This is a genomic window from Pseudophaeobacter sp. 1A09344, from assembly GCF_041008745.1.
GTDB classification, from domain to species: Bacteria; Pseudomonadota; Alphaproteobacteria; order Rhodobacterales; family Rhodobacteraceae; genus Phycobacter; species Phycobacter gallaeciensis_A.
The window spans coordinates 83852-108236 of record NZ_JAXGFS010000004.1 but is presented as its reverse complement, the minus strand read 5'-3'; the positions used below and the strand labels follow the sequence as shown (position 1 = coordinate 108236).

Below are 24385 nucleotides of genomic sequence, written 5' to 3'. Positions count from 1 at the left end.
GAATTTGTGTTCATGCGGTCCGGGGCCTGGCGCAACAATTGCTTGCCGCTGCCCGATATCGCGGCACTCCCGTGGAGGAAAGAAAAAACAAAGCCCCGGCGTTTCGGCCAGGGCTTTGCATGTCGGTATGAGATCCCAGATCAGTCCATTGGCTTGAAGTTGAACTCGCCGCCTTCGCGAATGCCCGAGGGCCAGCGCGAGGTGATGGTCTTGGTCCGGGTGTAGAACTTGAAGGCGTCCGGGCCGTGCTGGTTCAGGTCGCCGAATGCGGATTTCTTCCAGCCACCAAAGGTGTGATAGGCCAGCGGAACCGGGATCGGCACGTTGATGCCGACCATGCCGATGTTGATCCGGTTGGCAAAATCGCGCGCGGTGTCACCGTCGCGGGTAAAGATCGCGGTGCCGTTGCCGTACTCGTGGTCCATGGCATAGCCAAGCGCCTCTTCGTAGGTCTTGGCGCGCACGGTGGACAGAACCGGGCCAAAGATCTCTTTCTTGTAGATATCCATGTCGGTGGTGACGTTGTCGAACAGGTGCGGGCCGACAAAGAAGCCGTCTTCATAACCCTGCAGGTTGAAGTCACGGCCATCGACCACCAGCTTCGCGCCTTGCTCAACACCAGATTCTACCAGCCGCAGGATGTTTTCCTTGGCGGCGGCGGTGACAACGGGACCATAGTCCACATCGTTGCCTGCGGTGTAGGGGCCGACTTTCAGCTTTTCGATACGCGGCACCAGCTTGTCGATCAGGCGGTCGGCGGTTTCTTCACCGACAGGAACCGCAACCGAGATTGCCATGCAGCGTTCACCGGCAGCACCGTAGCCTGCGCCGATCAGCGCGTCTGCGGCCTGATCCATGTCCGCATCGGGCATAATGATCATGTGGTTCTTGGCGCCACCAAAGCACTGTACGCGCTTACCTTGCGCACAGCCGGTGCCGTAGATGTATTCGGCAATCGGGGTGGACCCCACGAAACCAACCGACTGGATGGTGTCGTTGTAAAGGATCGCGTCCACGGCTTCCTTGTCGCCGTTGACGACCTGCAGGATGCCCTTGGGCAGACCGGCTTCTTCCATCAGTTCTGCCAGCATCAGCGGAACCGACGGGTCACGCTCGGACGGTTTCAGGATGAAGGCGTTGCCGCAGGCGATGGCCGGGGCAAACATCCACATCGGGATCATCGCCGGGAAGTTGAACGGGGTGATACCCGCGGTGACGCCCAGGGCCTGACGCATGGAATACATGTCGATGCCGGGGCCGGCGCTGTCGGTGTAGTCACCTTTCAGCAGTTCCGGCGCGCCGATGCAGTATTCGACCACTTCCAGACCACGCTGCACGTCGCCGGCGGCGTCGGGCAGGGTCTTACCGTGCTCGCGGCTCAGCGCTTCGGCCAGCTTGTCCATGTCGCGGTTCAGCAGGTCGACGAATTTCATCATGACGCGAGCGCGGCGCTGCGGGTTGACGGCGGCCCATGCGGGCTGTGCGGCGGCTGCGATGGCCACTGCCTGTTCCATCTCGTCCTTGGAGGCCAGCGGCACCTTGGCCTGCACTTCACCGGTTGCCGGGTTGAAGACATCTGCAAAACGGCCGGACGTGCCTTTGACGTGTTCGCCGTTGATATAATGGGTGAGTTCTTGCATCGGATTCCTCCCTATACGCTTTGGCGGCAACATAGACTTGCAAAAAACACCGGAAAAGGGGAAAGATTTCAAAAAGGCTTTGCAAGAACGCAAGTGTTAATCGCAGGGCAAGAACATAAGGTACAGGAACGTCGAGGAGGATCCCGGCATGGACCCACAATGGGATGATATGAAAGTGTTTCTCGCGGTCGCGCGCGAGGCCAGCCTGTCCGGTGCCGGGCGGGTGCTCAAGATGGACCCCGCGACCGTCGGGCGGCGTATCGCCCGGTTCGAGGCTGCATTGGACACCCCATTGTTCGTCAAATCCCCGCAGGGTTATGCGCTGAGTGCGGCTGGGGACCGGTTGCTGACCCATGCAGAGACCGCCGAACAGGCGATGCGGGCCGGGCAGGAGGCGCTGAGCGGTCCCAGCGACACGCTGTCGGGGCAGATCCGCATCGGGGCGCCGGATGGCAGCGCCAATTATATCCTGCCGCAGGTCTGCGCCGCGATTGGCGCCGAAAACCCCGATCTCGATATCCAGATCGTTGCCTTGCCGCGGGTCATCAACCTGTCGCGCCGTGAGGCGGATATGGCCGTGACCGTCAGCGCGCCCACTGCCGGGCAGCTGCTGGTTCAGAAGATTACTGATTACAAACTTCATCTTGTGGGGTCGCGCCACTATCTGCGTGAGCACCCGCCGCTGGAAAAACTTGAGGATCTGAAGGGGCACCGGATGATCGGCTATATCCCGGACATGATCTTTGATCGGGAGCTGGACTACCTCAGCGATCTGGGGGTGGAGCGGGTGGCGTTGGCCTCCAACTCGGTCTCGGTACAAATCAAACTGGCGGCCGAGGGCACTGCGCTTTGTGTGGCGCATGATTTTTCATTGCCTGCGCATAGGGTCTTGCGCAAGGTGCTGACCGACAAGATCAGCCTGTCGCGCAGTTTCTATCTGGTGCGCCATCAGGGCGATCAGCGCAGCGAGCGTTTGAACCGGTTTGCGCAGGCGCTGTCCAAGGGGATCCGCGACGAGGTCGCGCGGCTGGAGGCACTGACCTGACGCTGGATCTGCTGCGGCTTTCCTGCCAAATTGTCGCAGCTATTTCCAAAACTGACTGGACATGTTCTTGACTTGGATCTGCATTGCGGCAACGCTTGTATTTACGCAAGAAAATTACGAGTGGAGGAGAGTTCATGCTGGTTCAATCGATTTTGAAATCCAAGGCAAGCGCCGGGGTGGTAACGATTTCTCCTGAGGCTCCGGTTTCTGACGCGGCCAAGCTGCTGGCGGAGAAAGGCATCGGGACCGTGGTGGTGTCTTCCGACAATGAGACGGCTGAGGGGATCCTGTCCGAGCGCGATATCGTGCGTGAACTGGGCAAAAGTGGGTCTGGCTGCCTGACCTGCAAAGTCAAGGACTACATGACCAGCGAGCTGGTGACCTGCACCAGCGAATCCAACGTCGAAGATATCCTGCAGCAGATGACCGAGGGCCGGTTCCGCCACATGCCTGTGGTCGAAAGCGGTAAAATGGTCGGGCTGATTTCGCTGGGCGATGTGGTCAAGGCCAAGCTGGCCGAAGTCGCGATGGAAAAGGACGCTCTGGAAGGCATGATCATGGGGCATTAAGCCTCGGCGAAATTTTCTTGCCAGATGACGTGCCGGAACAGGTGTTTCCGTATTTTCCCCCTCTTGTCAGGACAGGCGCAAATATGTTTGCGTGCGCGCGAGTTCTGAGGAGGCAGGAGGGCCCCCAATGCGTATAGGCTTGTACCCCGGCACATTTGATCCGATCACTTTGGGCCATATCGACATCATCCGCCGCGCCAGCGCATTGGTGGACAAACTGGTGATCGGTGTGGCGATCAACCGGGACAAGGGACCGCTTTTCGATCTGGAAGAGCGTGTTGCCATGATCGAGGCCGAATGTGCCTCCTTGTCAGAGGAAACCGGCACCGAGATCGTCGCGCACCCGTTCGAGAACCTGCTGATCCATTGCGCCCGCGATGTTGGCGCGCAGATCATCGTGCGGGGCCTGCGGGCGGTTGCGGACTTTGAGTATGAATTCCAGATGGTTGGTATGAACCGGGCCCTGGACAGCTCGATTGAAACGGTCTTCCTGATGGCCGAGGCGCGTCATCAGGCGATTGCCTCGAAACTGGTGAAGGAAATCGCGCGGCTGGATGGCGATGTGTCGAAATTCGTCACGCCCCAGGTCAACGACGAACTTCGTAAGCGGCTTTCGAAATAGGCCGGTCTGAAGTTTCCAGATAGGGTACGGGGCATTGCTCCGCCGCGAAATGACAAAGCCGGGCGCCTCGCCCGGCTTTTTCTATTGGGTCAATGGGTCAAATGCGGTTCAGCGGGCGACGCGCGCCTTAGCGCCAGAACGCAACCCAGTCGATCAGTTCGAACAACTTCTTGCCGAGAAACACCATGTGCTCGCTGCCGAACAGCGCCACGTCGATGGCGATGGCGGCTGTCAGGATAATCCCCATGACAATAGCAATTTGATTGGTCATAGCTGTCCGCCAAAAAGAAACGCCCGGTCAGATATGCCTGACCGGGCGCTAAATCTCAAGTCCGTGACGGGGCTTAGCTAAGGCGGCCCATCGCGGTTGCCACGTCAGCCATACGTACCGAGAAGCCCCATTCGTTGTCGTACCAGCACAGGACGCGCACCATGCGGCCTTCGACCACGCGGGTCTGATCCGGTGCGAAGATTGAGCTTTCGCTGGAATGGTTGAAGTCGGTGGAGACCAGCGGCGCGGGCTCATAGCCCAGAACACCGGCCATCGCACCCTTGGAGGCTTCGGCGACCAGCGCGTTGATTTCCTCGGCGGTCACTTCCTTGGCAGCGCGGAAGGTCAGGTCCACGGCGGAGACATTCGGCGTGGGCACGCGGATGGCGGAACCGTCCAGGCGGCCTTTGAGGTTGGGAAGAACCTCACCCAGAGCCTTGGCTGCACCGGTGGAGGTGGGGATCATCGACATGGCTGCCGCGCGAGCGCGGTACAGATCCTTGTGGCGACGGTCCAGCGTTGGCTGGTCGCCGGTATAGGCGTGGATCGTAGTCATGATGCCGCTTTCGATGCCGACACCTTCGTCCAGAACCTTGGCGATCGGGGCCAGGCAGTTGGTGGTGCAGGAGCCGTTCGACACCATGCGGTCCTCGGCGGTCAGTTGGTCGCTGTTGACGCCATAGACGATGGTCTTGTCAACGTTTTTGCCGGGGGCGGAGAGCAGCACCTTGCCTGCGCCGCGCTCCAGGTGCGCCTTGGCTTTTTCACCGTCATTGAATTTACCGGTGCATTCCAGAACGACATCGCAGCCGTCCCAGTCCAGTTCATTCATGTCGTAGGTCGAGAACATCTGCATGTCGCCGCGGCCAAGGTTCATGGTGCCGTCGCCGATGCTGACCTCGCCGGGGAAACGGCCATGCACGGAGTCGTATTTGATCAGATGCGCTGCGGTTTCCAGTGGACCGGTCGCGTTGACCTTGATCACTTCGATGTCGTCACGGCCCGAGGCTGCGATGTGTGACAGGGTGCAGCGGCCGATGCGGCCAAAACCGTTGATCCCGACTTTGATGGTCATTCCTGTGTCTCCTGGCGAGCAAAACTTGCGCCGGATATAGACCCGTTATGTAAATCCCTAAAGAGGCAAAAAGGCCGAAATGACAGCATGTTAGCGCAAAACTAGACCGGTGGCGTTAACGGTTTTCGACTGGTGGCGATAACGATTTGGGCAGGCTGCCATGCGCCGGGAATCCCCGGGCTGTCGTGCCCGGGCTTCGGCTTGCCTGTGCTGGTGGATCGGATAGGGTGCAAATAAAGGCAGGTTTACGAGGGGATGTTCGATGAGCGGTTTGCTGGCGCTGCTGGATGATGTGGCAGGCATTGCCAAGGTGGCGGCTGCCTCGGTCGACGATGTTGCGGCGCAGGCAGCCAAGGCGGGCGCCAAGGCCGCCGGTGCGGTGATCGACGATGCTGCGGTGACTCCGAAATACGTGCATGGCTTTGCCGCCGAACGCGAATTGCCGATCATCTGGAGGATCGCCAAGGGCTCGGTCAAGAACAAGCTGGTGATCCTGTTGCCCATCGGGCTGCTGCTGGCCAATCTGGCGCCTTGGCTAATTTCGCCACTGTTGATGCTGGGCGGTGCCTATCTTTGTTTTGAAGGCGCCGAGAAGATCTATCATGCCCTTGTGCCGCATGACGAAACCCATGTCTTCCCCGAGGATAAGCCAGGCGATCCGGCGCATCTCGAAGAAGAAAAGGCCGCTGGTGCAATCAAGACCGATTTCATCCTCTCGGCTGAGATCATGACCATCGCCCTTTCGGCCATTCCTGAGGGAACGATCTGGATGGAGGCGGCGACGCTGGCGCTGGTGGGGCTTGGTATTACCGTGGCCGTCTATGGCTCGGTCGCGCTGATCGTGAAGGCAGACGATGTGGGGCTTTACATGGCGCAGAACGGGCGTCTGGGCCTGACGCAGGCGCTGGGGCGCGGTCTGGTCCACGCTATGCCGGGCTTCATGAAGCTGCTGACTATCGTGGGGACCGCTGCAATGCTCTGGGTGGGCGGCTCCATCGTTATTCACGGGCTGGAGGAGCTTGGCTTTGGCGGGTTGGGGCATCTGATCCACGACTGGGCCTATGCCATTGGTCACGCGGTGCCTGCAGGCTGGACCGGGGCAGTGGAATGGTCGGCAAAGGCCGCGATGGACGGGGTCTTTGGCGTGGCTCTGGGCATGGTGCTGATCCCTGTGGCGACCAAGGTGATTGCGCCGTTGTTGGCGGCTGTGACCGGCAAATCGCCTGCCGGACACTAGGATAGTGGAGCCGATGCAAGAACCGCTGCCATTGGTCGTGTTTTCCGATCTGGATGGGACGCTTCTGGATCATGACAGCTATTCCTGGCAGGCCGCTGTTCCCGCGCTTGATCGGCTGGCAGAAATGGGCGCAGGCGTGGTTCTGGCCAGCAGTAAGACCGCATCGGAAATAACTGTTTTGCAACGGGAAATGGGTCTTTCGAACTGGCCCGCAATCGTTGAAAACGGTGCCGGGCTGCTGGGGCAAAGCGTTACGCCGACTTATCCGGATCTGCGCGCTGCGCTGGAGCGGGTTCCGTCGGGTCTGCGCCAGAAGTTCCGGGGGTTTGGCGATATGTCCGTGGCGGAGATTGCAAAGATCACCGGCCTGCCGCAGGCAGATGCTACCCGTGCTGCCGAGCGGCTGTTTTCCGAACCGGGGATCTGGAGCGGCACCGAGGCGGAGCGGGCGCAGTTTGAAACAGCGTTGGCGGATCTCGGTGTTTATGCGCGATATGGCGGGCGGTTCCTGACCCTGTCCTTTGGCGGCACCAAGGCGGACCAGATGGCCGAGGTCCTGTCACGCTATCCTGCCCGGCACACGGTGGCACTGGGGGACGCGCCAAACGACGTCGAGATGCTGGAAGCCGCAGAATTCGGCGTCATCATCGCCAATCCGCATCGTGCGGCATTGCCGCCCTTGGCCGCAGAACACACAGGCCGCATAATTCGAACAAATGAGGCTGGGCCTTCGGGCTGGAACAGGGCCATGATGGACCTGTTGGACCGGCTAGAAACCAAGGCATAGGAACGGACATCCGCATGGTAGATTTTCATCAGAACGGGAATATCACGACGCTGCACAATCTGCGGACCCGATCGCTGGAGGAAATGAACTATGAGTTGGAAACCTTTGCCCAATCACGCAAAATTTCCCTAATCCTGCCCTGTCTCTATTCCGAGCTGGAAACTGAGGCGATGCCCAATATCGTGGCAGAGCTGTCCAAGGTCCGTTACCTGCACCGCATCGTGGTGGGGCTGGACCGGGCCGATGAGGCGCAGTTTCGCCATGCCCAGAAGTTCTTCAAGGATCTGAACCAGAACCACGTGGTGATCTGGAACGACAGCCCCCGGATGAAGGCGCTTGGCGCGCGGCTGGAGGCGATGGGTCTAGCCCCGACCGAGCAGGGTAAGGGCAAGAACGTCTGGTCTTCGCTTGGCTATCTGATGAGCTGCGAAGACAGCTCGGTCATGGCAATTCACGACTGCGATATCCTGACCTACACGAACGAGCTTTTGGCGCGGCTGGTTTACCCGGTGGCGAACCCCAACTTTCCCTATCAGGTGGCCAAAGGGTTTTATGCCCGCGTCGGGCAGGACCGGCTGAACGGGCGGGTGACACGCCTTCTGGTCAGCCCGCTGCTGATCGCGCTTAAACGGGTGATCGGGGACCGCGACTACATCGATTACCTGCGCAGCTTCCGCTATCCCTTGTCCGGTGAATTCGCGATGCGCACCAGCATTCTGCCGGATCTGCGGATCCCTTCGGACTGGGGGCTGGAGATTGGAGTGCTCTCCGAGGCCTGGCGCAACCTGGCGCCCAAGGCCGTCTGTCAGGTGGAAATCGCCGATTCCTATGATCACAAACATCAGGAGCTGAGCCCGGAAGACGCTGAGGCAGGGCTGAACCGGATGTCGGTGGATATCTGCAAATCGATCTTCCGCAAACTGGCGGCGGATGGCACGGTCTTTACCACCAATGTCTTTAGGACCCTGAAAGCCACCTATTACCGCAGCGCGCTGGACCTGCTGGAGGCCTATTACGCCGATGCCAAGATGAATGGTCTCAGCATCGACCGCCACAGCGAGGAACGCTCGATCGAGCTCTTTGCCGAGAACATCATGCGGGCCGGGCAGTTCTTTCTCGATAACCCGCATGAGACGCCCTTCATCCCGACATGGAGCCGCGTGCATGCCGCAGACCCGGCCTTCCTGCGGGACATGCATGCCGCAGCGGCGCAGGACACGGCGGAATTTCAGTGATAATGCCGTCGTTGCAGGGCGTTAGTTGACGTTTGTAATCCAGCGGCACTGATAGGGCGCAAGGGTGATGGTACCATCCATCATTGCCAGATGCTCGCCTGTCAGAATGTCGACCCAGGTGTCATCCTCGATCAGGTTCAGATGGTGGGATGGCAGTGCGATTTCATCCTTGCTAACGTTGTGCAAGGCAAACATGGACTGCCCGCGATCCAGGCTCTGCCGCCACAGGGTAAAGACCCGGTCATCCCCGGAATTGAGCGTGAATTGCGTGGCATTGGGATGAAAGGCGGACTGCATCTTGCGCAGTTCCAGCCGCGCGCGCAATTCCCGCATCACGCGGGCCTGCAGGCTGGTTTCATCGTCCAGAAGGCCGCGCAGCTCGGTGTAATCCCAGCGGTGCCGATTGATCGCCCGGTTCATGCCCCGTTTCTCCACCGCCTCGTGATCGTTTGGCGTCGCCAGCAGGGAGTGAATATAGAAGGCGGGAATACCCTCCAGCGACATCACGATGGTCTGAGAGCAGATAAACCGTTCAAAATGAAAGGCATCCGGCCCGTCAAAGGTTTCTGTGAGCGCCTCGTAGAATGTGGTGTTCAGCTCATAAGGGGACTCACCGCCGCAAGGCAGCGCCCGCATCGACACAAGGCCCCCCGCATGGCGGACCGTTTCGATCATCCGCTCCTGTTCCTCGTGGCTCAGCAATCCTTCGGCGGGGCGCATGCCGATGCCATCGTGGCTGGCGGTAAAGTTGAAATAGGCACAGCCCAGCGGCGCTGGTGGCATCGCCTTTTGCCACTGCACCAGATGGGTGGCATCCCCGGCCATCATCGCATGCAGGATCAGCGGCGGTAGCGGGAAGTTGTAGATCATATGCGCCTCATCACGGGCGCCGAAATAGCTGAGGTTCTCTGCCTTGGGCACGTTGGTTTCGGTGATCAGAACCACTTTTTCCGCGGTGTTGTCGCACAAAAGCCGGATCAGTTTGATGATCTCATGGGTCTGGGGCAGGTGGATCGAGGGGGTGCCGACCTCCTTCCACAGGAAGGCCACTGCGTCGAGCCGGATCATCCGCACGCCATTGTCCAGATGCAGGCGAATGATACGCAGGAATTCCAGCAGAACCTCCGGGTTACGGAAATCCAGATCGATCTGGTCGTGTGAGAAGGTGCACCAGACGTGACGCGTCCCGTTGCTTGTCTCGACCTCCTGCAGCAGCGGCGTGGTGCGTGGGCGGACTACGGCGCTCAGATCATCCTCTGGGCTGGCCTCGAAAAAGAACTTGTCATAGGGCGCCTGTCCTTGCCTGTAGGCGTTGAACCACGCGCCCTGGCTGGAGACATGGTTGAGCACCAGATCCGACATCAGAGTGAACTCATATGCGATCCGGTTGATATCGCTCCAATCGCCTAGCTGCGGATTGACGCTGCAGAAATCCGACACCGCAAATCCGTCGTCTGAGGTATAGGGAAAGAACGGCAGGATATGCACGCTGTTGAGCCAGCCATCACAGTAGCGGCGCAGGAAATCATTCAGCAGATCCAGCGGCTTGTGCTGCCCGTCCACGATGGAATTGCCATAGGTGATGACCAGCGCGTCCGCTTCGCTCCACATCCGGTTGCCCGGGGTGCGGGCGCGTTTGCGGCGTTTGAACGGATCCGGCCAGAAGGCCTGGTTGATCTGCGTGGCAAGATTATCCGCGTTGAGACCGGGATAGATCCGCGCGATGCGGCTGCTGATCGCGCGGTGAAGGGATCGGGTGGGTTCTGTCATGACAGGCAGTCAAACATGTTGCAGCCTGCAAGGCCAAGCCTATCCAGATTGGCAGGCCCGGAAAACAGGCGCGCTCTGCGCGGGGTGTCCAATTTTTCAGCAGCCCGTGTGCGATGTTTTGCGTGCGTAAAAATCGCCGTCAGGCAAAGTAATCCGGCGCCTTTTTCAGGTCGGGCCATTGGGTCGGGCAATGACCATAAATCACCATCGCATCGCGCGCTATGGCAAGGTCCAGCAGGCGACGGGCGCTTTGCCTGGCCCGCTGCGGATCAGGTGCGGTATCAAAGCCTTCATCAACCTCGGCCGGGCGGGAAATCGCATCTGAGGTCAGAAGTACATCGCCGCTCTCTGGCAGGGACAGCAGCGCCGCGATTTGCCCCGGTGCATGGCCGGGCGCCATCAGCAGCTCAAAGCCCGGTCCGATCTCGGTATCCTTGGTCAGCGTAAGGTAGCGACGGTCCGGCCAGTCCAGCGGGCGTTGGTTTCCCCAGTACAGCGGTTGCGGCAGATCCCGTTCCCGTTTCGAAATCACCATCGGCGCCTGCGGGAAATCAGCGATGCCGCCGATATGGTCGATATGAGTGTGGGTCAGCACGAAGAGGTCAATGTCCTTGGGCTGCACGTCGGCGAGGGCCAGCTGCGCGGCGGGCAGGTGGTGCGGCTGGCAATCAAGCACCTCGCCGAACTCATAAAGCCGATCCTCCTCGCTCGCCGGCGCAGGATCCGTTGCGTATTTGGCGGGAAACCCAGAATCGATCAGCACGTTCTCGCCCGCATCTGTCTGGATCAGATAGCCACAGATGCCGATCTTGCGCCCGTTTGAATGGACCCGGAACAGCCCGAAATCGAGCACATACAGCCGCACAGGGCGGCCTTTCAGCAGGCCGCCCTGTGCGATGGGTTCAACAGTTCCGATTTCTGCCATGGTCGTCAGGCCACCCGGTTGGCTGAGGCCGCCAGCAAGTGGCGCGTATAGTCGTGACTGGAGCGGTCGTTGCGCATGTCGTCGATGCTGAGGATCTCGACGATCTCGCCGTTTTGCATCACCGCGGCCCTGTCACACATATGCGCCACCACCGCCAGATCATGAGAGACCATGATGTAGGTCAGGTGATGTTCCTTGCGCAAGTCACTCAGAAGGTTCAGGATTTCCGCCTGAACCGACACATCCAGCGCCGAGGTCGGCTCGTCCAGAAGCAGGATCTGCGGCTCTGGCGCCAGGGCGCGAGCAATCGCCACACGCTGGCGCTGACCACCGGACAGCTGGTGCGGATAGCGAAAGCGGAACGCTGGGCCAAGCCCCACATCCCGTAGCAATTGATCCACCCGGTCGTCGATATCCGTGAACCCGTGCAGGTGCAGTGTTTCCGACAGAACCTGATCCACCGATTGGCGCGGATGCAAAGAGGCATAGGGGTCCTGAAACACCATCTGCACGGTCCGATAGAAGGTCCGGTCGCGCTTGCGCCCCAGGTCCTGCCCGGCGACATGCATATGTCCTTCCCACTGCGGAGCAAGACCGGTCAGCGCCTTCAGGATGGTCGATTTGCCCGACCCGCTTTCGCCGACAAGACCGAAACTGGCACCCTTTTCAACGGTGAAACTGGCGGATTTGACCGCCTGAAACAGGTCGTGGTGATCGCCGAAATAGACGCTCAGGTCCTCAACTTTCAGCGCAATGTCTTTGGATGCGACGCTCATGTGCGGGCCTCCACGCTGGGGGCATCGCGCCAGGCGGGATCCCGTTGCAGCACATCCAGCCGCGCGCGCGGTGCATCGAACCGGGGCAGGGAGCCGAGCAGCCCCCGGGTATAGGGGTGCTGCGCCTCGTGCAACTTGTCAGCTTCGCAGACCTCGACAATGCGCCCGGCATACATGATCAGCACCCGGTCGCAGAATTGCGAAACGAGGTTCAGATCGTGGCTGATGAAGATCAACCCCATGCCGCGGTCCTTCACCAGCTTGTCCATGATCGACAGGACCTGCCCCTGAACCGAGACGTCGAGCGCCGAGGTCGGTTCATCCGCGATCAGGATTTCCGGGTTCGGGATCAGCATCATGGCGATCATAATGCGCTGCCCCATGCCGCCGGACATCTCATGCGGGTAGGCTTTCATCACCCGTTCCGGATCGCGGATCGACACCGCCTCCAGCATCTCGATGGCCTTCGCGCGCGCCTCGCTACGCGAGGATTTCGCGTGCAGACGGTGGGCTTCGATGATCTGATCGCCAATGGTCATGACCGGGTTCAGCGAGAACTTGGGGTCCTGCATCACCATCGAGATTTTTTGCCCACGCACTGCGCGCATCTTGCTTTCGCTCAGATCCATAAGGTTCTGACCATGAAGGGAAATATGATCAGCCTCGATCACCCCAGGGGGGCGGATCAGGCGCAGGATGGCGCGGCCTGTCATGGATTTTCCCGAGCCACTTTCGCCGACGATGCCAAGCCGTTCCTTGCCCAGCGAGAAGGAGATGCCACGCACCGCTTCGACCACGCCGTTGCGGGTGGGGAATTTCACCCAGAGGTTCTTTACGTCCAGAAGCGTGCTCATGAGGCGCTGTCCTTTGGGTCGAGTACATCGCGCAGGCCATCACCCAGAAGGTTGAAGGCAAGCGAGACGGTGAAAATGGCAAGGCCTGGCATGGTGGCAACCCACCAGTGATCCAGAATGAACCGGCGCCCTTCTGAGATCATCGCGCCCCATTCCGGGCTGGGCGGCTGCGCGCCAAGGCCAAGAAAGCCAAGGCCGGCAGCGGCCAGGATGATCCCGGCCATATCCAGTGTCACCCGCACGATCAGCGAAGAAATACACAGCGGCCAGATGTGTTTGATGATGATCCGCAAGGGGCCTGCGCCTTGCAGACGAATGGCGCTGATATAATCCGAGGAGCGGATCGTCAGCGTCTCGGCCCGCGCCATGCGTGCATAAGGCGGCCAGGCGGTGAGGCTGATGGCGAGCACGGCGTTTTCGATGCCCGCACCCAGCGCGGCGACAAAGGCCAGCGCCAGAACCAGACGGGGAAAGGCGAGGAAGATATCGGTGATCCGCATCAGGATCACGTCGACCCAGCCACCGGCATAGCCCGACACGGTGCCCACCAGAAGCCCGGCGATGGGCGCGATCAGCGCCACCAGCGCAACGATATAAAGGGTGATCCGGGCGCCCCAGATCAACCGGCTGAGGATATCGCGGCCAAGGGAATCCGTCCCCAGAAGGTGCCCCTCGCTGCCCAGCGGTTGCAGGCGGTTGCCAAGATCCTGAACGAAAGGATCATGCGGGGCGATGAGCGGCGCAAAGATCGCCAGCGCGATCAGGGCTACGATAATAGCAAGGCCTGCCATGGCCATATGGTTGGATTTCAGCGTCAGCCAGCCTTTGTATACGGCGGCCCAGCGGGCCTGCCGCCGCGAGGTTGGCGTATCTGACAGAAGCCAGTCGCGCAGCGTTCCGGTTTGACTGCTCATTTGGACCTCGGATCAAAGACTTTGTAGAGAAGGTCGGAAAACACGTTCAGGCAGATGAACACGAGGCCCACCACGACGGTTCCGCCCAGAACGGCGTTCATATCCGCAGACAGCAGCGCGGTGGTGATATAGCTGCCAATGCCCGGCCAGGAGAAGATGATTTCGGTCAGCACCGACCCTTCAAGAAGGTTGGCATAGCTGAGCGCGATCACCGTGATCAGCTGCACCCGGATGTTGCGGAAGGCGTGGTGCCAGACCACGGCCCATTCGCTCATGCCTTTGACCCGGGCGGTGGTGACATATTCGGCCGAGAGCTGCTCCAGCATGAAGGAGCGCGTCATGCGGCTGATATAGGCAAGGCTGTAATAACCCAGGATCGAGGCAGGCAGCACAATATGGGAAAAGGCATCCCAGAAAGCGCCCCAGTCCCCGGCAAGGATGGAATCCAAGAGGATCATGCCAGTGACGACGGGGATCATGTCCTCATAAAAGATGCCCTGGCGCCCGGGTCCACCGACCCAGCCCAGAATGCCGTAGAACAGCAACAGGCCCATCAGGCCCAGCCAGAAGATCGGCATCGAATAGCCCACCAGCGCCACGACGCGGGCGATCTGGTCGATCCAGCTGCCGCGCTTCACCGCCGCCACGACGCCCAGCGGAACGCCCAGGAGGCAGCCGAAGAGAATGCCGATGGTGGCGAGTTCAAAGGTCGCCGGAAAGACGCGGACGATATCATCGGCAACGGGCCGTGCGGTCAGCAGCGAGGTGCCGAAATCGCCGCGCAACACATCGGAGACATAGTAGAAAAACTGTACGATCAGGGGCTTATCCAGCCCAAGTTCAACAAAGACGGCATCGTATTGCGCCTCGGTGGCGCGTTCGCCGACCACCGCCAGAACCGGATCGATGGGCATCACGCGACCAATCACAAAGGTCACGAACAACAGCCCGAGCATGGTTATGGAAATGGACAGAAGGGTGACCAGCACGCCCCGCAGCCATGCCGGAAGAGGCAGCCGTGGCTGCCTCTTCACATAGGTGTTCGACGTGGTCATTTACTTGGTCACGGACCAGTAGGACACCGCGGTGATGGCGCCGCCAAGGCTGAGACCTTCGACGTTCTCGGCCACACCGGCTTGCTCCACCTTCTGGAACATCACCGCAAAGGGCGACTTGTCACGGAACTCGGCCTGGATCTCGTGATACATCTCGGCGCGTTTCTCGGTATCGCCTTCGACCACGGCGGCAGCCGTTTTCTCGGTCAGACCGGCGGTATCCCAGGCGTTACGCCAGGCCAGAAGACCGGTGGCGTTTGCCTCATCCGAATTGTCCGGGTTGTAGGCAAAGGTGCCTGCATTGGTATGGGGGTCGGGATAGTCCGGCCCCCATGCGCCCAGATAGATGTCCAGCTCGCGCGCGCGGTACTTGCCCAGCACCTGCTTGCCGGTGCCGACTTCGAGGTTCAGCGTGATCCCGGCCTGCGCAAAGGTGTTCTGCAGCGATTGGCCGATTTCCAGACGTTCCTGCGCTTCGCGCACGCCCACGGTCAGCTCCATGCCATCAACGCCTGCCTCGGCCAGCAGGGCCTTGGCCTTGTCGAGATCCAGTGAGAAGGGGTTTTCGTTGACCGAACCAAGATAGGTTTTCGGCAGGAAGTTCTGATGCACCACATAGGCGCCCTTCAGGAAGCTGCTTTCCATGCCTTTATAGTCGATCAGGTATTTCAGCGCCTGACGGACTTCGGGTTTGGACAGCTCCGGATGCTTCTGGTTCATCGAGATATACATCAGACGACCGCGCATCTCTTCGAGAATTTCAACACCATCCGCGGCGCGTACGCCTTCGACATCCGAAGGGTTCAGGTTTCGGGCCACGTCGATGTCACCGCGTTCCAGCATCAGGCGCTGGGTGGCGCTTTCCTGCACGTGGCGGACGATCACCCGCTTCATGGCCGGTTCGCCGCCGTAAAAATCGGGGTTCGCGGTCAGGGTGACGCTTTCCTTCGGTTTCCAGCTGGTCAGGGTGTAGGGGCCGGAGCCGGCAGAGTTGGTCGCCAGCCAGGTGTTGCCCATGTCGCCGTCGACCTCGTTGGCCATGACGGTTTTCTCGTCAACGATGGCGCCGATGGTTGCGGTCAGACAGTTCAGCACAAAGGAGGTCGCGTAGCGCTTGTCGGTCGTGATCGAGACGGTGTTGCCATCAACAACGATGGTTTCGTCGATATTCTCCGGTGTGAATCCGAACTGGGTGATGATGAAGGACGGGGTCTTGTCCAAGAGGACGACGCGCTTCAGCGAAAAGGCGACATCTTCGGCGCGGACCGGGTTGCCAGACTGAAATTTCACACCTTCGCGCATCGTGAAGGTGATGGTGCGGCCATCCTCGGAAACGGTCCAGCTTTCGGCCAGATCGGGCTGATAGCCTGCATCCAGGTTTTCGGGGTCGAAGTTCACCAGCTTGCCGTAGACATTGCGCAGCACATCGGAGCCCGCGAATTCAAAGCTTTGCGCCGGGTCCAGCGTGGTGATGTCGTCGATCCGGTTGGCGATCACCAGCATATTGTCCGGTGTAGCTGCCATGGCGGGCAGGGTGGTCAGACCCAAAGCCAGGCCAAGCGCGGCCGTGCCCATCAGACGTGTCATAATTGTCATTTGTAAACTCCCTGTTTTTATTAGGTTTTTTGTTTTGCCTTGCGGCGGCCCAGTCAGGCGGCGCTGGTGTGGCCCCAAGTCTTGTCGAGGACCCGCATCCAGTTGCCGTGACAGAGTTTCGTTATCAGCTCCGCATCATAGCCCCGCGCCTGCATGGCGCTGCGCAGATGCGGCAGACCGGCGATCGTGCTGATCTTGGCCGGAACAGTGGCGCCGTCAAAGTCAGACCCAAGTCCGACCCGATCTTCGCCCAGCTGTTCCATCAGATAGTCAAGTTGTTTGATCATCTGGTCAATAGGTGTGTTTTCATCCATCCGCCCGTCTTCGCGCAGGAAGGCGACGGCGAAATTGAGCCCCACGATACCATCGCTGTCGCGGATCGCATGCAGCTGCCGGTCGGTCAGGTTGCGGCTGTGCGGGCTAATGGCATGGGCATTGGAATGCGTCGCGACCAGCGGAGCGTCGCTGTGTTTCGCGACGTCCCAGAACCCAGCCTCGTTCAGGTGGGAAAGATCAATAAGAACGCGCAAGTCATTGCACTTTTTGACCAAACGGATGCCGTCTGCCGTCAGTCCCGGCCCGGTGTCCCCGGTCGAGGGGTATCGGAATGGCACGCCATGGCCAAAGATGGTTTCCCGGCTCCACACCGGCCCAAGCGAGCGCAGACCAGCGGCATAAAGAACGTCCAGCATGTGGAAATCGGGATCAATCGCTTCGGCGCCTTCCATGTGCATGATGGCCGCCAGTTTTCCTTCTGCCATGGTGGCGCGGATCTCATCGGTGCTGCGGCAGATGGCCAGCGCGCCTTTCCGCTCAAGCTTGATCAGGATCGAGGCCTGCGACAGGGCAACCCGGCTGGCCGTGGGCCAATCGACCATATCCGGAAGGGCCAGGTCATAGGAGGGCTTGTTCATCTCCGTATCATCAAGCGCGGAGTCCTCGTTCGGGACATAGATGGCAAAGAAGCCGCCGCCGAATCCGCCCGCCCGGGCCTTCTCCATATCGATCTGGTTTCCGCCGTTGCCCAGAAACCCATCAGGACCGGCGGAGACTGCTCCGCTATGAATGCGCAGCAGAAGATCGTTGTGGCCGTCAAAGATGAGGGGGGCAGTCATGAAGGGTCCTTCGGGTCGGTGAATATTGGATTCAATAACCGGCAGCCTTCCGCCACGCGTCGCAAATGTCCAGAGGAAAAGCCGACCGCGACGACTGTGCAATCAACTCTCAGATATCTTTGAGGCCATAATCAGCAAAGGCCTCCATGACCTCGGCCATTTCATCGCCGTTCAAAATATGGGGCTGTCCGATGGTCAGGCTGGTGACATAGCCCTTGGCCAGTGTTTCCAGCTCCACCATGCGCCACAGCGCCCGGTTTAACGTGTCCGCGATGACAACCGCACCATGATTGGCCATTAGGCAGGCTGCCCGATTTTTTAGCGATTTCAGAACATTGTCTGACAGTTCTGCAGTGCCGAACAGGGCGTAATCTGCCACCGGAACCGTATCGCCACCAAAGGCGCCGATCATGTAATGGCAGGCCGGGATCTCGGTCCGGTTCATTGCCAGCGCGGTGCAATTGACCGGATGCGCGTGGACCACCGCGTGAACGGCAGGCTTGTCGCGTAGGATATCCCGGTGGAACCGCCATTCAGAAGAGGGCTTCATCTGGCCGGGCGCCGGGGCGCCGTCGTCCAGCGGCACCGCGACGATCATCTCTGGCGTCATTCGGGCGTAATCCACGCCCGAAGGGGTGATCAGCATCTGGTCCCCGATCCGCACCGAGATATTGCCCGAAGTGCCCTGATTGATCTGCTGGCGCTCCATCGACAGGCAGGCGTCGATGATGGCCTGCCGCAGCTCGGGCGTGTCGGCGTAGGGTGCCGCGCTCATGCCGGATCGCCAGAGGCTGCAAACTCCGGGAATAGCCCGGCCAACCCCTCGGCGCTGGCATCGCAGACACCGCGTTCGGTGATCAGCCCGGTGACCAGACGGCTGGGGGTCACGTCAAAGGCGGGGTTGCCGACGTCGCTGCCTTTCGGCGTGACCTCAACCGTACCGATCATGCCATCCGGCAGGGCGCCCTGAACATGGCTGACTTCGCGGCCTGCGCGTTCCTCGATCGGGATCTCGCGCACGCCGTCGGAAACCGTCCAGTCGACGGTCGGCGAGGGCAGTGCCACGTAGAAGGGCACGTTGTTGTCCCGTGCCGCCAGCGCCTTTAGATAGGTGCCGATCTTGTTGCAGACATCGCCGTTGCGGGTGGTTCGGTCAGTGCCGGTGATGACCATGTCCACCTGCCCGTGCTGCATCAGATGGCCGCCGGCATTGTCGGTGATATAGCTGTGGGAGATACCGTGGCTGCCGAGCTCCCATGCGGTCAGCGCACCCTGGTTGCGGGGCCGGGTTTCATCGACCCAGACATGGATATCCAGACCTGCATCATGGGCCTGATACATCGGGCTGGTGGCGGTACCCCAATCCACCGTCGCAATCCAGCCTGCGTTGCAATGGGTTAGCAGGCGGACAGGCTCGCCCTCGGGTTTCTTCGCGGAAATCTCTTTAATAATTTCAAGGCCGTGCTGGCCGATCCTGCGGTTGATCTCGACATCCTCATCCGCAATGTCATGGGCCAGTTGCAAGGCTGCTGCAGCGCGCTCTGCCTCTTCCAACGGGCGCAGGGCGCTCAGGCAGCGGTCCAGCGCCCAGCGCAGGTTGATCGCCGTCGGGCGTGTCGCGTTCAGCGCCGCCCATGCGGCGTCCAGATTGCCATCCGAAGGGTCCAGACGCGCAGCCAGCGCCATGCCGTAGGCTGCGGTGGCGCCGATCAGCGGCGCGCCGCGTACATGCATTCCGGTGATTGCCTCGCAGTACTCTGCCAGAGTCTCAAGCTGTTCGATCCGGAAATCATAGGGCAGCCAGCGCTGGTCGATGATCTGCAAAGCCTGCGCATTTTCTTCCCACCACAGGGACCGGTACGGGGTTCCGTTGACTTTCACGAGAGCCTCTTTCTGCCAGGACGGCTGGAAGTATGTGTCGGAACTTTTGTTGCGGAAAATTCTGGCCCGTGCAAGGGCGCGCCAAAGGAGCCGCTCAACTGTACCGGAAGTGGAAACCTGACGCAGGAAGAGGTCTTGCATTTCAGTGCGGCATTCTGCCACAGTTATGCGAATCCGGGTGGGTCTGGCTGAGAGCGGGGAAAATCCAACGCAGGGCATCACATATGCGGGAAGATCGGTTTTTCAACCCTTTCGCCAAACGGCAGAGTTGACAGGCGCCGATGCGCGCCGGAAGCTGAGCTTTATCTATTGCATATGCAGACTTTAGCAAAAGAGTTGGGCGTTCCTGCCTGCTGAGCCAGACTGTTCAGTCTCCGGATTTTGATTGAGAGCTGACAGTCGCACAGAGGTGCAGAGTGTCACCAAGAATGAAAAAGGGAGTATAGAAACGATGAAACACGCAAAACTGTCCATTGGTGCGCTTGTGACCGCGGCCTTCATGGCTCCGGCTGCTCAGGCGCAGGAATTCATCACCATCGGCACCGGCGGTGTGACCGGCGTTTATTACCCGACGGGCGGCGCGATCTGCCGTCTGGTTAACAAGAACCGCAAGGAGCACGGCTTCAAATGCGCCGTCGAATCCACCGGCGGTTCGGTCTACAACATCAACACCATCCGCGAAGGTGAGCTGCAGTTCGGCGTTGCCCAGTCCGATTGGCAGTACCATGCCTATAACGGTACCTCCAAATTCGAAGAGCAGGGCGCCTTTGAAGGTCTGCGTGCGGTATTCTCGGTCCACCCCGAGCCCTTTACCGTTGTTGCGCGCGCCGATGCAGGCATCACCAACTTTGACGATCTGAAAGGCAAGCGGGTCAACATCGGCAACCCCGGTTCCGGTCAGCGCGGCACCATGGAAGTTCTGATGGAAGCCAAAGGCTGGGGCATGGAAGATTTTGCTCTGGCGACTGAACTAAAGGCGGCCGAACAATCCGCTGCCCTGTGCGATAACCAGATCGACGCGATGGTTTACACCGTGGGTCACCCTTCTGGCTCGATCCAGGAAGCCACCACCGCTTGTGACTCGGTTCTGGTCACCGTGGACGGGGAAGCCGTCGACAAACTGGTTGCCGACAACTCCTTCTATCGTACCGCGACGATCCCGGGCGGCATGTACCGTGGGTCTGACGAAGACACCAAGACATTCGGTGTGGGCGCGACCTTCGTGACCTCGACCGACGTGTCCGAAGACGCGGTCTATGCGGTTGTGAAATCGGTCTTTGAAAACTTCGACGCCTTCAAGAAGCTGCACCCGGCCTTTGCCAACCTGAAGCCGGAAGAGATGATCAAGGACGGCCTGTCGGCGCCGCTGCATGATGGCGCTGCCAAATACTACAAGGAAATGGGCTGGATCGAATAAGATCGGCCAATGACCAACTGGCGGGGCGCATTGGCGCCCCGCTTTGCGCCTGCCGGGCCTCTCATCGGTGATGGCGCCAATCACAATAGCCGGATCCCATATCAGGGCGTCCGCAGGGGAGATTATCCATGACATCCGATGCTCAAGGAAATCGACCGCTTAGCGAGGAAGAATTGCAGGAACTGGTCGCGTCTTCGGACGCCGGTGCGCGCAACCCCATCGGGGCTGTGGGCCTGTCTCTTGCTCTTGTCGCCGTAAGCTGGTCGCTGTTTCAGGTCATTCTGGCCTCACCGCTTTCGAACTATCTGCTTCCGGGCGCCGTCAATAACAATTCACGGCTGATCCACCTGGCCTTCGCCCTGATGCTGGGGTTCATGGCTTATCCCGCCATGAGCCGGGAAAGCCGCAATCTGGTTGGCTTCTGGCTGGGACACCTGGGAACACTGCTGGGCATTGGTGCCTTTGGCGTGGCGGTGCTGTTGGCCATCGCGCCGGGTATGTCGGTGTCGGTGGCGGTTGTCGTGTCGGCGCTGGTGGCGCTGGTGCTGGTGCTGCCGACCTATCTGAACGGATCGGGCATGGCGACGCGGCTGGAGAGCATGGCCAGCGCGCTTGGGATTTTCGCGGCGGTGGCACTACTGACCTATTGCGCTGTGGCGATCCTTGGGCAGTATCTTTTTGACGGTTGGAGCGGTTCTCTGGCGCTCTTTTCCATCGTGGTCGCGCTGATTGTAGCGGCCGTGATGGTTCTGGCCTACCTGCGGGAATGGGCCAATCCCGAGCCAGGTTTCGTGCCGGTGCAGGACTGGGTTCTTGCCGCTGCGGGCGTTTATGTGGCGGTCTATGGCTTCCTCAACTACCAGAAGATCGTCGACAGCGGCGGTCTGGCCGATGATGTCGACAAATTCTTTGCGCTGGCTGGGTTGATCATCCTGTTCGAAGCCGCGCGTCGCGCTCTGGGGCCAGCGATGGCGATCATCGCCACGATCTTCCTCGCCTATGTGTTCTTTGGCTCCTCTGACGTGGTGCCCGAAGTGATCCGCTGGAAAGGCGCCAGCCTGAAAAAGGCGATGAGCCATATGTGGATCACCTCCGAAGGGGTCTTTGGCATCGCGCTTGGCGTTTCCACCAAATTCGTCTTTCTCTTCGTGCTGTTTGGGGCGCTGCTGGATAAGGCGGGCGCCGGGAATTACTTTATCAAAATGGCCTTTGGCGCCCTTGGCCACCTGCGCGGTGGCCCGGCTAAGGCGGCTGTTGTCGGCTCGGCAGCGACAGGCCTGATCTCAGGCTCTTCCATCGCCAACGTTGTGACCACGGGCACCTTCACCATCCCCTTGATGAAACGGGTGGGCTTTACGAATGAACAGGCCGGCTCGGTCGAGGTCGCCTCATCGGTCAACGGTCAGATCATGCCGCCGGTGATGGGGGCTGCGGCCTTCCTGATGGTGGAATACGTGGGCATTTCCTACGTCGAGGTGATCACCCATGCCTTCCTTCCGGCTGCAATTTCCTATGTCGCGCTGGTCTATATCGTGCATCTGGAGGCGGTGAAGCGGAACATGCCGACGCTGGGCAACCGGGTGGTCTCCATGGGCCGCACAATCGGAGGTATGGCGGCGTTCTTCGCGGGTTTCGCGGCGCTGTGTTACGGCGTGCAATATCCCGTCGGTTGGGTGATTTCGCTGGTGCCCGAAGCCTCTGGCACAGTCTTGTCGCTGTTGGTGGTTGCGGCCTATGTGGCGTTGCTGAAGCTCGCGGCCGGGGTCGAGGATCTGGTGCCGGACGATCCCAATGCCGAGGATGTGGAGCTGCCGGATGTGGGCAAGATCTATAAGGCGGGGCTGCATTATCTGCTGCCGATCATCGTACTGGTCTATTTCCTGATGATCGAACAGAAATCGCCCGGCCTGTCGGCCTTCTGGGCGACGGCACTGCTGTTTGTGATCCTGTTGACGCAGAAACCGCTCAAGGCCCTGTTCCGGGGACAGTCCAACCTTGCCTTCAACTTCATGGATGGGGTGAGCGATCTGTGGCACGGCATGATCGACGGTGCTCGCAATATGATCGGGATCGCCCTGGCAACCGCCACGGCGGGTGTGATCGTGGGCACCGTGACGCTGACGGGCGTGGGGCAGGTGATGTCCGAACTGGTGGAGTTCCTGTCTGGTGGAAACCTGATCCTGATGCTGATCATGGTCGGCCTTCTCTCTCTGGTTCTTGGCATGGGCCTTCCGACCACGGCGAACTATATCGTTGTCAGCTCGCTGATGGCGGGGGTCGTGGTGGAACTTGGCGCGCAATCGGGGCTGATCGTGCCGCTGATCGCTGTGCATCTCTTTGTCTTCTACTTTGGGATCATGGCCGATGTGACCCCGCCCGTAGGCCTTGCCAGTTTTGCAGCTGCTGCCGTATCGGGCGGCGATGCGATCCGCACCGGGTTTGTGGCTTTCTTCTATAGCTTGCGCACCGTGGCGCTGCCGTTTGTCTTCATCTTCAACACCGATCTGCTGTTGATCGATGTGACATGGGCTCAAGGCATATTGGTGGCCATATCGGCGACCATCGCGATCCTGGTCTTTACCGCCGGGACGATGGGGTATTTCCTGACCCGCAGCCGCATCTACGAAAGCGTGCTTCTGGTTCTTGTGGCCTTTGCCCTGTTCCGTCCGGATTTCTTCATGAACCGGATCATGCCACCCTTTGCCGAGGCGGCCCCGAGCGAACTGGTTGAGGTGCTCTCGGCTTCTGAAGCGGGGCAGGAGTTGCGGCTCCGCATCGAAGGTCCCGATTTTGACACTGGCGGCGCGGCTTCCACAACGCTGGTGATCCCCTCGGATGGCTCCGGCGATGGTCTGGCCATGGCCGAGGCAATCGGTCTGGTGCTGTTGCCTGAAGACGGGCTGATGAAACTGGACGCGCCTGGTTTCGGCACCCCGGCAGAAGAGGTCCTTGGCAGCTTTGATTTCTATGGCGATGACCCGGTTCAGGTCACCGAGATCAAGGCGCCGCAGGATCAGCTGCCCAAGGAGCTGATCTTTATCCCCGCATTGCTGCTGCTGGCATTGGTGGCCATGATGCAGCGTGGTCGCGCCAGCAAGGAAGGAGTACCGGCATGAGCAAATCCGTTCTATGTGCGCTTGAACTGAGCGATGCGGCGCTGGACCGCAAGGTGCTGGAACAGGCGGCGCGGCTTGCTGCGCTGGATGATGCCCAGCTGGACGTGGTGAACGTCCTGCCGGATTTCGGGGAAAGCTGGGTTTCCGGCTTCTTCGAAGAGCACCACCACGACAAGGCGGTCAAGGACACCACCGCGCATCTGCGGGACCTCTGCGAAGAGGTTCTCGGCGCGGAGCGGAACGCCAAGGTGCGCCATGTGGTGGCCACCGGCACCGCCTATCAGGAAATCCTGCAAGTGGCGGCAAAGGCGGGAACCGATCTGATCGTGATCGGCGCGCATAAGCCCGACCTCAAGGATTACCTCCTTGGCCCCAACGCCGCGCGGGTAATCCGGCACAGCGACTGTTCGGTCTACGTGGTTCGGTAGGTCAGCGGTCCAATGCTGAGTACGACAGATCAGAGGCGCCCGCTTGTGGCGCCTCTT

General features: G+C 60.2%; 22 protein-coding genes. 9 read left to right on the top strand and 13 right to left on the bottom strand.

What is annotated here, in order from left to right; translation table 11 throughout:
• Window positions 1–140 precede the first annotated feature (140 nt).
• The gene (locus tag SM765_RS08430) at window positions 141–1640 is read right to left on the bottom strand and encodes a CoA-acylating methylmalonate-semialdehyde dehydrogenase (protein WP_065270373.1); all 1500 of its coding nucleotides are present in this window, start codon (window positions 1638–1640) and stop codon (window positions 141–143) included.
• A 148-nt stretch (window positions 1641–1788) separates the two neighbouring features.
• On the opposite strand from SM765_RS08430, the gene SM765_RS08425 reads away from it, so the two are divergent.
• The 3 genes from SM765_RS08425 (at window position 1789) to coaD (ending at window position 3876) form a co-directional block, all read left to right on the top strand.
• Window positions 1789–2685 (top strand): LysR family transcriptional regulator, encoded by an 897-nt coding sequence (locus SM765_RS08425; protein WP_065270372.1) that lies wholly within the window; start codon window positions 1789–1791, stop codon window positions 2683–2685.
• Window positions 2686–2819: 134 nt separating this feature from the next.
• Complete coding sequence (locus SM765_RS08420; RefSeq protein WP_274837123.1) at window positions 2820–3254, top strand: CBS domain-containing protein; 435 nt, start codon at window positions 2820–2822, stop codon at window positions 3252–3254.
• Between the two features lie 127 nt (window positions 3255–3381).
• On the top strand, window positions 3382–3876 hold the full coding sequence (gene coaD, locus SM765_RS08415; protein WP_065270370.1) for a pantetheine-phosphate adenylyltransferase: 495 nt from the start codon (window positions 3382–3384) through the stop codon (window positions 3874–3876).
• Between the two features lie 127 nt (window positions 3877–4003).
• Here coaD and SM765_RS08410 read toward each other — a convergent pair whose 3' ends face one another.
• Together SM765_RS08410 and gap are read right to left on the bottom strand one after the other, a co-directional pair.
• Entirely contained in the window at window positions 4004–4147 is a 144-nt protein-coding gene (locus SM765_RS08410; RefSeq protein ID WP_165832660.1) for a hypothetical protein, read from the bottom strand.
• Window positions 4148–4220: 73 nt separating this feature from the next.
• A complete protein-coding gene (gene gap, locus SM765_RS08405) occupies window positions 4221–5222 on the bottom strand; it encodes a type I glyceraldehyde-3-phosphate dehydrogenase (protein ID WP_274833704.1) in 1002 nt (333 codons plus the stop codon).
• A 262-nt stretch (window positions 5223–5484) separates the two neighbouring features.
• On the opposite strand from gap, the gene SM765_RS08400 reads away from it, so the two are divergent.
• From SM765_RS08400 to SM765_RS08390, 3 genes are read left to right on the top strand one after another with little or no spacing between them, the layout of a single operon-like run.
• Window positions 5485–6459: a DUF808 domain-containing protein gene (locus SM765_RS08400; RefSeq protein WP_274833702.1), complete on the top strand. Its 975-nt coding sequence runs from the start codon at window positions 5485–5487 to the stop codon at window positions 6457–6459.
• Window positions 6460–6472: 13 nt separating this feature from the next.
• The gene (locus SM765_RS08395; RefSeq protein WP_274837122.1) at window positions 6473–7246 is read left to right on the top strand and encodes an HAD-IIB family hydrolase; all 774 of its coding nucleotides are present in this window, start codon (window positions 6473–6475) and stop codon (window positions 7244–7246) included.
• A 14-nt stretch (window positions 7247–7260) separates the two neighbouring features.
• Window positions 7261–8481 carry a glycosyltransferase family protein gene (locus tag SM765_RS08390; RefSeq protein ID WP_065270366.1) on the top strand — a complete coding sequence of 407 codons (1221 nt, stop codon included), beginning with the start codon at window positions 7261–7263 and terminating at the stop codon, window positions 8479–8481.
• A 21-nt stretch (window positions 8482–8502) separates the two neighbouring features.
• Here SM765_RS08390 and SM765_RS08385 read toward each other — a convergent pair whose 3' ends face one another.
• From SM765_RS08385 to mtnA, 10 genes are all read right to left on the bottom strand, one after another.
• On the bottom strand, window positions 8503–10251 hold the full coding sequence (locus SM765_RS08385; RefSeq protein WP_274837121.1) for a sugar phosphorylase: 1749 nt from the start codon (window positions 10249–10251) through the stop codon (window positions 8503–8505).
• Window positions 10252–10390: 139 nt separating this feature from the next.
• Window positions 10391–11176: an N-acyl homoserine lactonase family protein gene (locus SM765_RS08380; RefSeq protein WP_368981486.1), complete on the bottom strand. Its 786-nt coding sequence runs from the start codon at window positions 11174–11176 to the stop codon at window positions 10391–10393.
• Window positions 11177–11181: 5 nt separating this feature from the next.
• Window positions 11182–11952 carry an ABC transporter ATP-binding protein gene (locus SM765_RS08375; RefSeq protein ID WP_274837119.1) on the bottom strand — a complete coding sequence of 257 codons (771 nt, stop codon included), beginning with the start codon at window positions 11950–11952 and terminating at the stop codon, window positions 11182–11184.
• Entirely contained in the window at window positions 11949–12806 is an 858-nt protein-coding gene (locus SM765_RS08370; RefSeq protein ID WP_274837118.1) for an ABC transporter ATP-binding protein, read from the bottom strand. The genes SM765_RS08375 and SM765_RS08370 overlap by 4 nt, the downstream gene beginning before the upstream one ends.
• Window positions 12803–13720 carry an ABC transporter permease gene (locus SM765_RS08365; protein ID WP_065270361.1) on the bottom strand — a complete coding sequence of 306 codons (918 nt, stop codon included), beginning with the start codon at window positions 13718–13720 and terminating at the stop codon, window positions 12803–12805. The genes SM765_RS08370 and SM765_RS08365 overlap by 4 nt, the downstream gene beginning before the upstream one ends.
• Complete coding sequence (locus tag SM765_RS08360; protein ID WP_274837117.1) at window positions 13717–14775, bottom strand: ABC transporter permease; 1059 nt, start codon at window positions 14773–14775, stop codon at window positions 13717–13719. The genes SM765_RS08365 and SM765_RS08360 overlap by 4 nt, the downstream gene beginning before the upstream one ends.
• The gene (locus tag SM765_RS08355; protein WP_274837116.1) at window positions 14776–16371 is read right to left on the bottom strand and encodes an ABC transporter substrate-binding protein; all 1596 of its coding nucleotides are present in this window, start codon (window positions 16369–16371) and stop codon (window positions 14776–14778) included. It lies immediately after the preceding gene.
• A 53-nt stretch (window positions 16372–16424) separates the two neighbouring features.
• Window positions 16425–17486, bottom strand: coding sequence for a dipeptidase (locus SM765_RS08350; RefSeq protein WP_274837115.1), 1062 nt, complete (start codon window positions 17484–17486; stop codon window positions 16425–16427).
• Between the two features lie 109 nt (window positions 17487–17595).
• A complete protein-coding gene (locus SM765_RS08345) occupies window positions 17596–18261 on the bottom strand; it encodes a class II aldolase/adducin family protein (protein WP_274837114.1) in 666 nt (221 codons plus the stop codon).
• Entirely contained in the window at window positions 18258–19367 is a 1110-nt protein-coding gene (gene mtnA / locus SM765_RS08340; RefSeq protein ID WP_274837113.1) for an S-methyl-5-thioribose-1-phosphate isomerase, read from the bottom strand. Before mtnA ends, SM765_RS08345 begins: the two co-directional genes overlap by 4 nt.
• A gap of 451 nt (window positions 19368–19818) precedes the next feature.
• Between mtnA and SM765_RS08335 the strand changes: the two genes are divergently transcribed.
• The 3 genes from SM765_RS08335 to SM765_RS08325 all read left to right on the top strand — a co-directional run bounded on the left by SM765_RS08335 (window position 19819) and on the right by SM765_RS08325 (window position 24328).
• Window positions 19819–20784, top strand: a complete 966-nt coding sequence (locus tag SM765_RS08335) for a TAXI family TRAP transporter solute-binding subunit (protein WP_065270355.1) — start codon at window positions 19819–19821, stop codon at window positions 20782–20784.
• Window positions 20785–20912: 128 nt separating this feature from the next.
• Window positions 20913–23900 carry a TRAP transporter permease gene (locus tag SM765_RS08330; RefSeq protein ID WP_274837112.1) on the top strand — a complete coding sequence of 996 codons (2988 nt, stop codon included), beginning with the start codon at window positions 20913–20915 and terminating at the stop codon, window positions 23898–23900.
• Window positions 23897–24328: a universal stress protein gene (locus tag SM765_RS08325; protein WP_274829272.1), complete on the top strand. Its 432-nt coding sequence runs from the start codon at window positions 23897–23899 to the stop codon at window positions 24326–24328. The genes SM765_RS08330 and SM765_RS08325 overlap by 4 nt, the downstream gene beginning before the upstream one ends.
• Window positions 24329–24385 lie beyond the last annotated feature (57 nt).